Origin of the sequence: Embleya sp. NPDC005575 (assembly GCF_040605455.1) — a bacterium.
GTDB lineage: Bacteria > Actinomycetota > Actinomycetes > Streptomycetales > Streptomycetaceae > Embleya.
This window is the reverse complement of the sequence record NZ_JBEXCV010000191.1, coordinates 1-14191: the sequence shown is the minus strand read 5'-3', so window position 1 is coordinate 14191 and position 14191 is coordinate 1. Positions and strand designations below refer to the sequence as shown.

Below are 14191 nucleotides of genomic sequence, written 5' to 3'. Positions count from 1 at the left end.
GGGGGGCGGACTTTCGCGCCGACCCCACGCGCGTTCGCGAAATCGCCGTGGGCGCTACGGGTTCGTGTTTATTACGTACAGCAGGAAGCCCACGTACCACCCGGCGAACGCCGCCCCCGCGACCAGCACCGAGATCACCACGCCGCGCGGCCACTTGGCCATCAGCCGGGCCAGTGGCAGCGCGATGGTGAAGGCCGGGAGCATGAAGCGTGGCTTGGAGTGGAAGAACCAGCCGTTGCTCGTGGTCAGGGCCAGGAGCATCACCACGCCGCCGTACACGTGCACCGGCAGCGGGATTCGGCGGTCCCGGAGGGACCAGATCATCAGCCCCACGGACAGGATGATCACGAACGTGCAGACCACATAGATCGGCCGGCCCAGGTGGGTGAGGTACTTGGCCATCCACTGGACGGTGCTTATGCCCCAGTCGAAGCGCAGGTTGAAGGCCTTGTCCTGGATCCAGACCCATCCGTCGGGTCGACCGGCCAGCCAGCCCACCCAGGCGATGAAGCCCACGCACGCCAGCGGTGAGACCAGCGTGGCCAACACCGGGCGGCGGGCCTCCGGGGCCAGCAGGCCGATCCGCGTGCCGTCCTCGCGGCGGCGCAGCACGATCGCCAGGGTCGCCACGCCCAGGGCCGCGACCAGGCCGAACGCGGTGTTGCGGGTCAGGCCGGCGAGCAGGCACAGCCCGCAGGCCAGGGTCCAGTGGCGGCGGACGACGGCAAGCAGGCCCCAGGACGCGAAGGCCACGAACAGCGCCTCGGAGTAGACCATGGTGAGCACCATCGAGCCCGGCGCGACGCCCCACAGGAGGGCGAACAGGGTGGCCACCCGGTGGTTGCCGGTGAGTTCGCGCCCGAGCGCGTACAGCCCCCATGCCGCGACGACACCGGCCGACACGGTGACGATCATGCCGGCGTTGAGCGCGGACAGGCCGGTCACATCGCCGACGAGGCGGACGGCCCAGGGGTAGCCGGGGAAGAACTCGACGTTGGTCCAGTACGGCTTGCCGGCCGGCGAGACCGGGATCTTGTCGACGTAGCCGAAGTCCGCGATGTCGCGGAACCAGACGCCGTCCCACGAGCCGACCATCGACCAGAACGGCTTGCCGGCCGCCAACGCCATCACGCCGAGCACCGCGAGGTTGATCGCCCGTGCGATCAGGTAGCCGAGTACCGCCGTGCGGGCCGGGCGAAAAGAAGCGCTCGCGCGGTGTGCGAAGTCGACGACGCCGGTCCGCAGGCGGTCGGGGAGACCGGCGGCGAAGGCCCTGTCGGGGCGCGCCGGCACCCTGATCGCACCCTTCTCGGCGGCCGGTGGGGTCTCGGTGACCGGCGTGGACGGCGACGGCATGAAAACCTTCCGGGCGGCGAGCGAGGCAGTCTCAACCGACCCTAGCGTCGCCTGTGCGGGCTCCTGTGCGGCGACCGGGCCACTTGGGGAACGATCGTCACAGGGCTGTCATCGGGGCGTTATCGACCGGGCCAAGCGTACGTGTCGCTCGAACGAGTGATCACGGAGTGGCGGTACCGAGGGGATCGGCGCGGCTGCACTAGGGTTTGCTCGGGCGAACAGGTGTTCGTATCGGGCAGCGTTCGGCTCGTATGCGGGGGCAATACCACGGCGACGCCGAGGCGACACGACGCGGGACGAGAGGGGCGCGGCATGCGGGTCTTGGGGGTCGACCCCGGTCTGACCCGATGCGGCGTCGGCGTGGTCGACGGCGCGGTCGGCAAACCGCTGCGGATGATCGGGGCGGGCGTGGTGCGCACTCCGGCCGAGGCGGCGATCGACGCACGTCTGCTGGGTATCGAGCAGGGCATCGAGGAGTGGCTGGACCGGCATCGCCCGGACTGCGTCGCGGTCGAGCGGGTGTTCAGCCAGCACAACGTGAGCACCGTGATGGGCACCGCGCAGGCATCCGCCGTGGCGATCGTGTGCGCCGCGCGGCGCGGTCTGCCGGTGACGCTGCACACGCCGAGCGAGGTCAAGGCCGCGGTGACCGGGAGCGGGCGCGCCGACAAAGCCCAGATCGGTGCGATGGTGACCCGTATCCTGCGTCTGGACGGGCCGCCGAAACCGGCGGACGCCGCCGACGCGGTCGCGCTGGCGATCTGTCACATCTGGCGCGGCGGCGCCTCGGACCGGCTCGCGGCGGCGGTGGCCGCGGCACGCACGCCCACCGCGCGGCTGCCGCGCGGCACCCGCCGATGACCGGACCCGGCCACCGGTTGCCTTCGACGACCGGCCCTTGTCCGGCCGGCCCACGTACCACTAGCCAAGCAGGAGCACTCGGGTGATCGCGTTCGTCTCCGGAACGGTGGCCGGCCTCGGCCCGGACACCGCCGTCGTCGAGGTCGGCGGGGTCGGCCTGGCCGTGCAGTGCACGCCCACCACGCTGGCCACGCTGCGCGTCGGGGCGGCGGCCCGACTGGCCACGTCGCTGGTGGTGCGGGAGGACTCGCTCACCCTGTTCGGCTTCGCCGACGACGACGAGAAGCGCACGTTCGAGGTGTTGCAGACCGCCAACGGGGTGGGGCCGAAGCTGGCCCTGGCGATGCTCGGGGTGTACAGCCCGGACGCGTTGCGCGCCGCGGTCGCGGGCAAGGATGCCAAGGCGCTCACCGCCGTTCCGGGGATCGGACCCAAGGGCGCGCAGAAGCTGCTCCTGGACCTGAAGGACAAGCTCGGCTCGCCCACCGGCGCGGGCGCCGCGCTCGGCGTCGGCGCCCCGGCGAGCGCCGGCTGGCGGGATCAACTGCACGCCGCGCTGGTCGGCCTGGGCTACGCGACGCGCGAGGCGGACGACGCGGTCGCCTCGGTGACCGCCGAGGCGGAGGCCGCGGCCACGCCCGACATCGGCGCGTTGCTCAAGGCGGCCCTGCGCGGCCTGAACCGCCGATGAACCGGCGGAGGCGACCCGTCGTTCGGCGCGGCATTCCCGTGTCGCCCGGGTCGGGCAGGATGAACGCAGGCCGCACGACCACGACCATGGGCGGAACACGATGACGCAGGACGGCGAACGCCTGGTGACCGCCGAGGCGGACGGCGAGGACCAGGCCGTCGAGGCCGCGCTGCGGCCGAAGAACCTCGACGAGTTCATCGGCCAGGAGCGGGTGCGCGAGCAGCTGTCCCTGGTGCTGACCGCGGCCCTGGGGCGCGGCGGCACCGCCGATCACGTGTTGCTGTCCGGCCCGCCCGGACTCGGCAAGACCACGCTGTCGATGATCATCGCGGCCGAGATGGGGGTGCCGATCCGGATCACCTCCGGCCCGGCCATCCAGCACGCCGGCGACCTGGCCGCGATCTTGTCCTCGCTGTCCGAGGGCGAGGTGCTCTTCCTCGACGAGATCCACCGGATGTCGCGGCCCGCCGAAGAGATGTTGTACATGGCGATGGAGGACTTCCGGGTCGACATCATCGTCGGCAAGGGTCCCGGGGCCACCGCGATCCCGCTCGACCTGCCGCCGTTTACCCTGGTGGGCGCGACCACCCGGGCCGGATTGTTGCCGCCGCCGCTGCGCGACCGGTTCGGCTTCACCGGCCACATGGACTTCTACGCCCCCGCCGAACTCGAACGGGTGCTGAACCGTTCGGCACGATTGCTCGACGTCGAATTGTCCGCCGAGGGCGGCGCCGAGATTGCCGGCCGCTCGCGCGGCACGCCTCGGATCGCCAACCGGCTGCTGCGCCGGGTCCGCGACTACGCGCAGGTACGGGCGAACGGCAAGGTCGATCGGGACATCGCCGCGCGTGCGCTGGACGTGTACGAGGTGGACGCGCTGGGCCTGGATCGGCTGGACCGAGCCGTGCTGCAGGCGCTGACCACGCTGTTCGGCGGGGGTCCGGTGGGCCTGTCCACGCTGGCCGTGGCGGTCGGCGAGGAGACCGAGACGGTCGAGGAGGTCGCCGAGCCGTTCCTGGTCCGCAGCGGTTTCCTGGCCCGTACACCGCGCGGTCGGGTGGCCACCGCGAAGGCATGGCTGCATCTGGGGCTGAACCCGCCGCAGGGCGCGCTGCCGGGGCAGCTCGGTGCACAACAGAGCGTGTTGTTCGACAACGGGGCCGTGACCGGTAAGGATGCAACCGAGTGAGGCCGGTGCGTGTCGGGAACACACGCGGTCGGTAGTCGTTGTTCCTGTAGTAAGTACCCGTCTAGACTCCGCCGAGGCTGCCGCACCGTGGCCGGCCGAGTGTCACCGTCCGGGCCGCCGAGCGGCCTTGGGAAGGAATCGTTTCAAGCCGTGGACCCGCTTACCCTCCTCCTGCCAGTAATCATCGTCGTGGTGTTCTACTTCCTGATCATCAAGCCCGGGAAGACACGCCAGCGACAGGCCATGGAAACGCAGAACTCGCTGGTCCCGGGCGCCGAGGTCCGCACGATCGCAGGGCTGTACGCGACGGTCACCGAGGTGGAGGACGATTCCGTCATCCTTGAGGTCGCGCCCGATGTGCACTGCCGCTTCGTCAAGAGCGCCATCGCCGCCGTCCTGTCCTCCGGCGACGAGGCCGACGAGCACGAAGACGAGCACGAAGACGACGCCGAAGCCGGCGACGACGTCGTGAAGCTCGACAAGAAGCCCGAGGCCGCCGAGGACTCCGAGGCCGAGGACACCAAGACCGTGGACGTCACCAAGTCCGAGGGCGCGAGCAAGGCGTCCGAGGTCGGCGACCGGCTGCGCAAGGACGACAAGCAGGACTAGTTCGGCTCGTGGTGGGTGCGGTGGCCCTCGGGCCGCCGCAGAGCAATACAGTCATGTGACCGGGGGTGACACCCCGGATACGACAGCGTCCGGCATCTGCCGGGCGCCGTGCCGTGCCGGCGGACGTGGCGCAAGCCCGTCCGCGGCGGCATCGAGAGGGAGATTGGGCGAAGGTGGCAGCACCGAAATCGAGTTCCCGAGGGCACCCCGGGCGGGTCCTGGCCTTCATCGGGGTCGTGATCGTCGCGCTGTACGCGATCATGTTCTCGACCGGGGACAAGACCCCACGTCTGGGCATCGACCTCGCGGGCGGCACCAGTGTCACGCTCTCCGCCAAGGCCGACCAGGGCCGCAACGGTGCGGTCAACAAGTCGAACATGCAGACCGCGGTGGAGATCATCCGCCAGCGCGTCAACGCGTTCGGCGTGTCCGAGGCGGAGGTGCAGACCGAGGGCGACCGCAATATCGTCATCAGCATCCCCAAGGGCAAGAACGAGAAGGAGACGGCGGAGCAGGTCGGCCAGACCGCGAAGCTGTTCTTCCGGCCCGTTCTGGAGGCCACGCCGTTCAACCCCCAGGGTGGTACCAAGCTGCCGCTGACTCCGCCGTCGACGCCGCCCGCGAGCACCCCGCCGGCAAGTACGCCGCCGGCAAGCACGCCGCCCGCCGCGAGCACCCCGCCCGCGACCCAGTCGGGCAAGCCGCAGGGTCGGGTCATCCCGAACCTGAAGGACGCGTCCGGCGCCCCGACCCCGCCGCCGTCGACGCCGCCCGCGAGCACCCCGCCCGCGACGCCTCCGGCGAGCACCCCGCCGGCCGGGGCCGACGCGAACGGCATCACGCCCGAGCTGCGCGCGAAGTACAACAACCTGGACTGCTCCCTCCCGGAGAACCGCGGCCTCGGCCCGGTTCCGGCCCCGGAGGACAAGCCGACCGTGGCGTGCAGCCGTGATCAGGGCGAGGGCGAGGAGAAGTACATCCTCGGTCCGGTGCTGATCCCTGGCACGGACGTTGCCTCGTCGAAGGCGCAACTGCCGCAGAACGGCAGCGTCGGCGGCTGGGAAGTCGAGCTGAAGTTCACCGACGCGGGCACCAGCAAGTTCACCAAGATCACCGGTGACCTGGCGGCGAACAAGTACCCGACCAACCGCTTCGCGATCGACTTGGACGGTGTGGTCGTCTCCGCGCCGTCGGTGAAGGCGGAGATCCCCGGCGGCAGCGCGGTGATCTCGGGCAACTTCAGCCGCACCTCGGCCAAGGACCTGGAGAACGTGCTCAAGTACGGCGCGCTCCCGCTGTCCTTCACCAAGAGCGACGTGACCACGGTGTCCGCGTCGCTGGGCGGTGACCAGCTCCGGGGTGGTCTGATCGCGGGTGCGATCGGCATCGTCCTGGTCATCCTGTACTCGCTGTTCTACTACCGCGGCCTCGGCCTGGTGAGCATCGCGAGTCTGGCGGTCTCGGCGGCCCTCACCTACGCCATCATGTGTCTGCTCGGCCGAAGTATCGGCTTCGCACTCAACCTGCCGGCGGTGTGTGGCGCGATCGCCGCGATCGGTATCACGGTGGACTCGTTCATCGTGTACTTCGAGCGCATCCGGGACGAGATCCGCGAGGGTCGCACGTTGCGACCCGCCGTGGAGAAGGCGTGGCCCCGTGCCAGGCGCACCATCCTGGTGTCCGACGCGGTGTCGTTCCTGGCCGCCGCGGTGCTGTACGTCGTCTCGGTCGGCAAGGTCCAGGGCTTCGCGTTCACCCTCGGCCTGACCACGCTGCTCGACGTCGTGGTGGTGTTCCTGTTCACCAAGCCGCTCATGACGATCCTCGCCAAGCGCAAGTTCTTCGCGGACGGCCACAAGTGGTCCGGCCTCGACCCCGAAGCGCTCGGTGCCAATCAGCGCCAGTCGTACCGCAGCCGTCGCCCGCGTGGCCGCGCTGCCGGCGTCAAGGAGGCGTGATGAGTCGCTTCGGTGACCTCAAGAACATCGGCGTCCGGCTGCACCACGGCGACGTCTCGTTCGACTTCGTCGGCCGCAAGAAGTTGTGGTACTCGATCTCCGCGCTGATCCTGCTGCTCGCGGTCGGCGGTCTGCTCGGCCGCGGGCTGCACCAGGGCATCGAGTTCAAGGGCGGCTCGGTCTACACGATCGAGCACACCTCGGCCTCGCAGAACGACGCCCGCAAGGCGGTGGAGCCGTTCACCGACGGCACCGACGCCATAGTGCAGAAGGTCGGCGGCGACGGCCTGCGGATCCAGATCGCGGAGTCGGACGCGGACCAGACCAAGCAGGTCGCGGCGGCCATCGCCAAGGACCTCAAGGTCGCGCCGGACAAGGTCAACACGCAGGTGGTCGGCCCCAGCTGGGGCAAGGAGATCTCCAAGAAGGCCCTCCAGGGCCTGGTGATCTTCATGATCCTGGTGGTGATCTACCTCACCTTCGCCTTCGAGTGGCGGATGGCCGTCGCGGCGCTGGTCGCGCTGATCCACGACATCGTGATCACCATCGGTGTGTACGCGCTGGTGGGCTTCGAGGTGACGCCGGGCACGGTGATCGGCCTGCTGACGATTCTCGGTTACTCCCTGTACGACACCGTCGTGGTGTTCGACACGGTCAAGGAGAACGCCAAGAACATCACGAAACAGACCAAGCTCACCTACAGCGAAGCGGCCAACGCGGGTCTGAACCAGACCCTGGTGCGCTCGATCAACACCACGGTCGTCGCGCTGCTGCCGGTGGCGTCGTTGCTGTTCGTCGGTGGCGGTCTGCTCGGTGCGGGCATGCTCAAGGACATCGCACTGTCGCTGTTCGTGGGTCTGGCCGCCGGTGCGTTCTCGTCGATCTTCATCGCCACGCCGATCCTGGCCGACCTCAAGGAGCGGTCGCCGGAGATGCGGCAGCTGGCGAAGAAGGTGGCCCAGCGCCGGGCGGCCGAGGCGAAGGCGGCCAAGGCGGCCGAAGCCTCCGGTATTCCCGTCGACCAGGCCGAGGGCCACCCGAACGTGGACGCGGTCGCCGAGCCGGACGAGGACGAGACCGTACCCGCGCAGGGCGGTGCGCCGCGAGCGGGCGCCTCGCGCGGTCGGGCGCGGACCCGTCCCGGTGGCAAGAGGAAGCGTTGATGGCCGACGACGACCTGCGCAAGCTCCTGGAGAGCCGGATCCGGGACGTGCCGGACTGGCCGCAGCCGGGTGTGGTGTTCAAGGACATCTCACCGCTGCTGGCCGATCCGGTCGCGTTCGCGGCCCTGGTCGACGCGCTGGCCGAGCGCTGTCGGGGTCGGGTGGACAAAGTGGTCGGGATCGAGGCCCGAGGCTTCATCCTGGCCGCACCGGTGGCTTACCGCGCGCAGGCCGGATTCGTTCCGGTCCGCAAGGCGGGCAAGCTGCCGTGCGCGACCCACGCGCAGTCCTACGAGCTGGAGTACGGCTCGGCCACCCTGGAGGTGCACCAGGACGCGTTCGAGCCCGGTGACCGGGTGCTCGTGATCGACGACGTACTCGCCACAGGCGGGACCGTCGAGGCCACGATCGACCTGGTCAAGCGGGCGGGCGCGGAGGTGGTGGGGGTCGAGGTGCTGCTCGAACTCGGCTTCCTGAACGGCCGGGCGCGGCTCGCGCCGGTGCTGCTGGAAGGCACGCTGGAGTCGTTCATCGTCGTGTGACACGCCGCCGAAGGCGCGTAGTCGGAGGCCGGAGGCGCCCCAGCCGGGGAGCCTTCGGCCTTCGCCGTTGCGGCGGCTGCCGTTCCGGATGGCCGAGTCGTGAGGGCGTGGGTCAGTACGATGGAAGTTCCGTCATCTGTGGGAGGAGTTCCCTTGCCGGACGAGGTCGCGCCCGTCGCGTCGTCCTCGGGGGATGCCGTCGAACACGCGGCTCCCTCGGACGACGCCACACGTGCCACACCGGGCCCCTCGGGCCATCCTCCGGTGGGCGCCGGAGGAGCCGACGAGGCCGTGACCCGGTCCCGGCCCGACGCGGAGCCCGCAGCGCCGGCCGAGGCCGCCGGGCCCGGGCAGGCGTCTGCCCAGCACCCGGCTGCGGCCGGATCGAGCGCCGGCGGACCGACCGACGCCGAATCGGAGGGTGCCGAGCCGGGCGGTAAGCGAGCCGACGAGGCCCAGGCCGCCGCGTCCTCCGAGGACAGCGCCGACGGCCCGCGCGGCAGCGACGGCCACAGCGGCCCCGCCGCCGGTGCCGCCGGACCCGAGGCCAGGGGACCCAGGCCGGTCGCGAAGGCGGCGCCGAGCCCTGCGGGCGCCTCGCGCGGCGGCGGCACCGAGCGCTCGCGCTCGCTGCGGGTGGACGGCCCCAGTCGCGTCCGCGCGCGGCTGGCCAGGCTGGGCGTGCAGCGCAACAGCGTGTACAACCCGGTCCTGGAGCCGCTGCTGCGGGTGGTCCGGGTCAACGACCCCAAGGCCGACCTGCGCCAGATCGAGCGGGCGTACACGACCGCCGAGCGCTGGCACCGAGGCCAGCGGCGCAAGAGCGGCGACCCGTACATCACCCACCCGCTCGCGGTCGCCACCATCCTGGCCGAGCTCGGGATGGACCCGCCGACGCTGATGGCCGGGCTGCTGCACGACACGGTCGAGGACACCGACTACGGCCTCGACGCGCTGCGCCGCGACTTCGGCGACACCGTGGCGATGCTCGTGGACGGCGTGACCAAGCTGGACAAGGTCAAGTTCGGCGAGGCCGCGCAGGCCGAGACCGTGCGCAAGATGGTCATCGCGATGGCCAAGGACCCGCGCGTCCTGGTGATCAAGCTCGCCGACCGGCTGCACAACATGCGCACCATGCGCTACCTCAAGCGGGAGAAGCAGGAGCGCAAGGCCCGCGAGACGCTGGAGATCTACGCCCCGCTGGCGCACCGCCTGGGGATGAACACGATCAAGTGGGAGCTGGAGGACCTGGCATTCGCCATCCTCTACCCCAAGATGTACGACGAGATCGTGCGCCTGGTCGCCGAACGTGCGCCCAAGCGGGACGAATACCTGGCCCTGGTCACCGATCAGGTGCAAGGCGACCTGCGCTCGGCGCGGATCAAGGCCACGGTCACCGGGCGGCCGAAGCACTACTACTCGGTCTACCAGAAGATGATCGTGCGCGGCCGCGAGTTCACCGAGATCTACGACCTGGTGGGCATCCGGGTCCTGGTCGACTCGGTCCGCGACTGCTACGCGGCGCTGGGCACCATCCACGCGCGCTGGAATCCGGTGCCGGGGCGGTTCAAGGACTACATCGCGATGCCCAAGTTCAACATGTACCAGTCGCTGCACACCACGGTCATCGGTCCCGAGGGCAAGCCGGTCGAGCTGCAGATCCGCACGTTCGACATGCACCGCCGGGCCGAGTACGGCATCGCCGCGCACTGGAAGTACAAGGCCGAGGCGGTCGGCGCCAAGGGTGCCGCGAAGACCGATACCAAGCCCGCGCGCAAGGGCGAGAACCCGGCCAACGACATGGCCTGGTTGCGCCAGCTCCTGGACTGGCAGCGGGAGACCGAGGACCCGGGCGAGTTCCTGGAGTCGCTGCGTTTCGACCTCTCCAGCCAGGAGGTCTTCGTCTTCACGCCCAAGGGCGACGTGATAGCGCTGCCGGCCGGCTCGACCCCGGTCGACTTCGCCTACGCGGTGCACACCGAGGTCGGTCACCGCACGATCGGGGCCCGAGTCAACGGGCGGCTGGTCCCGCTGGAGAGCCGGCTGGACAACGGCGACCTGGTCGAGGTGTTCACCTCCAAGAGCGAGACTGCGGCGCCGAGCCACGACTGGCTCGGCTTCGTCAAGTCGCCGCGGGCGCGCAACAAGATCCGCCAGTGGTTCTCCAAGGAGCGCCGCGAGGAGGCGATCGAGCAGGGCAAGGAGGGCCTGACCCGGGCCATGCGCAAGCAGGGCCTGCCGTTGCAGCGACTGATGTCCGGCGGCGGGGACACCCTGGTCACCCTCGCGCACGAGCTGCGCTACCCGGACATCTCGTCGCTGTACGCGGCGATCGGGGAGGGGCACGTCTCGGCGCAGACCATCGTGCAGCGCCTGGTCGAGTCGCTTGGTGGCGAGGAGGGCGCGTCGGAGGACCTCGCCGAGGCCACCCGGCCGACCGCGACCCGCCGCCGGCCTCGCTCGACCGGGAACCCCGGGGTCGTGGTCAAGGGCGTCGACGACATCTGGGTCAAGTTGTCCCGCTGCTGCACGCCGGTGCCGGGCGATCCGATCATCGGTTTCGTCACCCGGGGCAACGGCGTCTCGGTGCACCGGCAGGACTGCGGCAACGTCGAGTCGTTGTCCCAGCAGTCGGAGCGGATCGTCGACGTCGAGTGGGCGCCGACCGCGTCCTCGGTGTTCCTGGTCGCCATAGAGGTGCAGGCGCTGGATCGCTCGCGGCTGTTGTCGGACATCACGCGGGTCCTGTCCGACCAGCATGTGAACATCCTGTCCGCGTCGGTGGCCACCACCCGGGATCGGGTCGCGGTGAGTCGGTTCACCTTCGAGATGGGCGATCCGAAGCACCTGGGGCACGTGCTCAAGGCGGTGCGCGGGGTCGAGGGCGTGTTCGACGCGTACCGGGTGACCAGCGGGCGGCAGCAGTAGGCGGTTCGGAGGGCGTTCGGCGGCCGTCGGAAGCGATTCGGCCGCGGTTGGGTACGGACGGGGCTTCGCGCTCGTGCGCACCGCGCGCTCGGGCTTACGAGGCGGCGTCGGGAGTGATCCCGGCGCCACCTCGGGCACGTCAGGAGTGGTTCAGCCGCGCGGGCCGCGCCAGACGGTCATCGAGATCTTCCAGTACTGGCTGGGGCCCGAGGTGGACGGGATCTCGTTGATCCGGACCGTGCCGACGAGGCCGTTCTCGGCGTCCTTGGTGCAGATCACCGAGCCCACCTTGAGGTAGGTGAACGGCAGCTGGTTGTTGTTCGCGTATCGGGTCTCGCCCAGGCAGGTCTGGAAGTCGCTGGGCTGCCCCGGGTCGAGCAGCACCATCTCCTGGCCCTGGATGTAGTTGCCGTCGCCGTAGAAGTACAGGACGCCCGCGTTCAGGCTGCAACTGCCCTTCCACGTGCTGGTGTAGCTCAGGCCGACGCAGTAGCCGTTGGGTACGTCCAACTGCCGCTCGAACAACACGCCGCCCTCGGCCACGCCGCCGGCGGTGGCGATCGCGGTCGCGCTCTCGCCGGGGCGGGCCGCGATCGACGGCGCGCCGGTGGCGGTGGAGGTGGCGGTCGGGGTGCCGGTGCGTTTGGCGCTCGTGGTGGCGGACGGGGTGGGCGCGGCGCCGGCGGGGGCGCTCGGGCTCGGGGACTGGGCGTGGGCCTGCGGCCCGGCCTTGGCAACGGGGGACTTGTCGTCGTTGTTGCGCAGGCCGATCGCCAGGCCCGCGCCTGCGGCCGCCAGGACCAGTACGGTGACCGCCGCGATCAGCGCGCGGCGCTTGCGTCGGCGGCCCACGGTCGGATCCTTGGGCGCCCTGGGCGGTTGCTCGTTGACCCGGCGGGTGACCTCGGCGACCAGGGTCGGCGGCAGCCAGCCCTCGCCGATCTGTAGCCGGGTGCCCTCGGAGGCGACCCGACACAGCTCGATCACCTCGACCGGGGTCGGGCGCCGCTCCGGGTCCTTGTCCAGGCAGCGACGCAGTATCGGCAGCAACTGTGCGGGTACGGCGGACAGTTCGGGTTCCTGGTGGACCACGCGGTAGAGCACCGAGCTGTCCGTTCCCTCGCCGAACGCGGACGATCCGGTGGCGGCGTAGGTGGCCAGCGAGCCGAGCGCGAACACGTCGGTGGCGGGCTTGGAGGGCAGGCCCCGGGCCTGCTCGGGGGCCATGAACGCGGGGGTGCCGATGCTCATCCCGGTCCGGGTGAGTGGCGTGGCGTCGGCGGCGCGGGCGATGCCGAAGTCGATCACGCGCGGGCCGTCGGCGGCGAGGATCACGTTGGACGGCTTGAGGTCGCGGTGGATCACGCCCGCCCGGTGTACCGACTGGAGCGCCTCGGCGACGCCGGCGAGCAATACCAGGACGGTCTCCGCGGGCAGCGGACCGTGCCGGTAGACGGCCTCGTAGAGGGAGGGGCCCGGGACGTAGGCGGTGGCCAGCCACGGTTGCGCGGCGTCCGCGTCGGTGTCGATCACCGGGGCGGTGTACAGGCCCTGGACGCGCTGGGCGGCGGCCACCTCCTGGCGAAAGCGCCGGCGGAACTCGGGATCGTCGGCGAACTCGCCTCGGATCACCTTGACCGCGACGGGCCGCCCACCGGGCGTGTAGGAGAGGTACACCCGCCCCATACCGCCCGAGCCCAGCCGGGCCCGGAGCAGATAGCCGCCCACGGTGCGCGGGTCGTCGCCCTCCAGGGGCGCGAGCACGGCTCGGTCGGGGCCTTCCCAGGAGGGGACGACGGGGGCGCTGCCGCCTTCGCGGGCCGCGGCCGGCGGGCGTTGGCCGGGGGGCCGCTCCACGACCGGCGGCTGCACGGCGGGGGTGGGGGCGGCCTGAGCGTGGGCGACCAGCTTGGGATTGGGCTGGGTGGGCTCGACGGGGGGCTGGGGTTGCGCGGGCTGGGAGGTGGGGGTGGTGTCGTTGGATGCGGGCGGCGGGGACGCGGACTCGGGCACGGGCGGGGGCGTCGGTGTGGTGACCGGGTGCGGAGCGGGCTGGGCGGGCTCGGGGGAATCGGCCTCTGTGGACTGGTGGATGGGGGTGATGGTGGTTGCGTCGGACGCGGACGCGGGTGTTGTTGTGGTGACCGGGTCCGGGACGGGCTGCGCGGGCTCGGCGGGGTGCTGGGCCGGCGCGGGCTCGTGGGTGGAGGCGGCGGTGGTCTCGTCCGGCGCGGACGGGTACGCGGGTGGGGGAGTTGGTGCGGTGACCGGGTCCGAAGTCGGTTCGGCAGGAGGCTCGGCCTGCGTGGGCTGGCGGACGGGAGCGATGGTCGTTTGGTCCGACGCGGATGTGGGTGGGGCTACCGGGTCGGGCGTGGACGCGGGCGCGGGCGGCGGCGTGGGCCGGTTGGGTTCGGGGGAAGTGGTGGGCTCTGCGGAGGACTTGCTCTGAAGGACCTCGTTGGGCGGGGCGATGGTGGTCTCGTCGGATGCGAACGCGGACGCGGGTGTGTGCGAGGTCGAAGGCGTCGCGGCGGCGGCTTGCGTGGGCGCCGGTGATTCCGGCGGAGCGGCGGGTGCGGGTGGCGATGCGGGCGTCGGGTCGGCGGCCTGTGCGGTGGCCGCGGGAGGTGTGCTCGGCGCGGTGGGCGGGGTGGCGGGTCTGGCGGGGGCCGCCTCGGCCGAAGGCGTGCTGGGCGTCGGCGGTGCCTGAGGCGGCGGCGGGGGTGTGCCGGGAGCGGCGGGCGGGGGCGGTGTCGCGGGTGCGGCCGGGTAGACCGGGGGCGGCGGCGTGTTCGGGGACGGCGACAAGCGCACGCGCCTGGTCGACGGAGCGTGCGTGTTCCTGAACCGGCCGGGGTTCGCCGGCGGCACCGGCTGTTCGCTGCACGCCC

The 14191-nt window shown here is 71.2% G+C and carries 11 protein-coding genes; 9 read left to right on the top strand and 2 right to left on the bottom strand.

Annotation, left to right across the window (positions count from 1 at the left end):
* Positions 1 to 54: 54 nt before the first annotated feature.
* On the bottom strand, positions 55 to 1356 hold the full coding sequence (locus ABZS54_RS37635) for a mannosyltransferase family protein (protein ID WP_355546507.1): 1302 nt from the start codon (positions 1354 to 1356) through the stop codon (positions 55 to 57).
* A 312-nt stretch (positions 1357 to 1668) separates the two neighbouring features.
* On the opposite strand from ABZS54_RS37635, the gene ruvC reads away from it, so the two are divergent.
* From ruvC to ABZS54_RS37595, 8 genes are all read left to right on the top strand, one after another.
* Positions 1669 to 2217 (top strand): crossover junction endodeoxyribonuclease RuvC, encoded by a 549-nt coding sequence (gene ruvC / locus ABZS54_RS37630; protein ID WP_355546505.1) that lies wholly within the window; start codon positions 1669 to 1671, stop codon positions 2215 to 2217.
* An 82-nt stretch (positions 2218 to 2299) separates the two neighbouring features.
* Positions 2300 to 2908, top strand: a complete 609-nt coding sequence (gene ruvA, locus ABZS54_RS37625) for a Holliday junction branch migration protein RuvA (RefSeq protein ID WP_355546503.1) — start codon at positions 2300 to 2302, stop codon at positions 2906 to 2908.
* A gap of 100 nt (positions 2909 to 3008) precedes the next feature.
* Positions 3009 to 4097: a Holliday junction branch migration DNA helicase RuvB gene (gene ruvB / locus ABZS54_RS37620; protein WP_020551738.1), complete on the top strand. Its 1089-nt coding sequence runs from the start codon at positions 3009 to 3011 to the stop codon at positions 4095 to 4097.
* Positions 4098 to 4247: 150 nt separating this feature from the next.
* On the top strand, positions 4248 to 4706 hold the full coding sequence (gene yajC, locus ABZS54_RS37615; protein WP_355546501.1) for a preprotein translocase subunit YajC: 459 nt from the start codon (positions 4248 to 4250) through the stop codon (positions 4704 to 4706).
* 173 nt (positions 4707 to 4879) lie between these two features.
* Complete coding sequence (gene secD / locus ABZS54_RS37610) at positions 4880 to 6664, top strand: protein translocase subunit SecD (RefSeq protein ID WP_355546499.1); 1785 nt, start codon at positions 4880 to 4882, stop codon at positions 6662 to 6664.
* Entirely contained in the window at positions 6664 to 7827 is a 1164-nt protein-coding gene (secF, locus tag ABZS54_RS37605; protein ID WP_355546497.1) for a protein translocase subunit SecF, read from the top strand. Before secD ends, secF begins: the two co-directional genes overlap by 1 nt.
* Positions 7827 to 8369, top strand: coding sequence for an adenine phosphoribosyltransferase (locus tag ABZS54_RS37600; RefSeq protein WP_355546495.1), 543 nt, complete (start codon positions 7827 to 7829; stop codon positions 8367 to 8369). The genes secF and ABZS54_RS37600 overlap by 1 nt, the downstream gene beginning before the upstream one ends.
* A 120-nt stretch (positions 8370 to 8489) precedes the next feature.
* Positions 8490 to 11297 (top strand): RelA/SpoT family protein, encoded by a 2808-nt coding sequence (locus tag ABZS54_RS37595; RefSeq protein ID WP_355546493.1) that lies wholly within the window; start codon positions 8490 to 8492, stop codon positions 11295 to 11297.
* A 150-nt stretch (positions 11298 to 11447) separates the two neighbouring features.
* Here ABZS54_RS37595 and ABZS54_RS37590 read toward each other — a convergent pair whose 3' ends face one another.
* Entirely contained in the window at positions 11448 to 13061 is a 1614-nt protein-coding gene (locus ABZS54_RS37590; RefSeq protein ID WP_355546509.1) for a protein kinase, read from the bottom strand.
* 697 nt (positions 13062 to 13758) lie between these two features.
* On the opposite strand from ABZS54_RS37590, the gene ABZS54_RS37585 reads away from it, so the two are divergent.
* Positions 13759 to 14010 carry a hypothetical protein gene (locus ABZS54_RS37585; protein WP_355546491.1) on the top strand — a complete coding sequence of 84 codons (252 nt, stop codon included), beginning with the start codon at positions 13759 to 13761 and terminating at the stop codon, positions 14008 to 14010.
* The last annotated feature ends 181 nt before the right edge of the window (positions 14011 to 14191 follow it).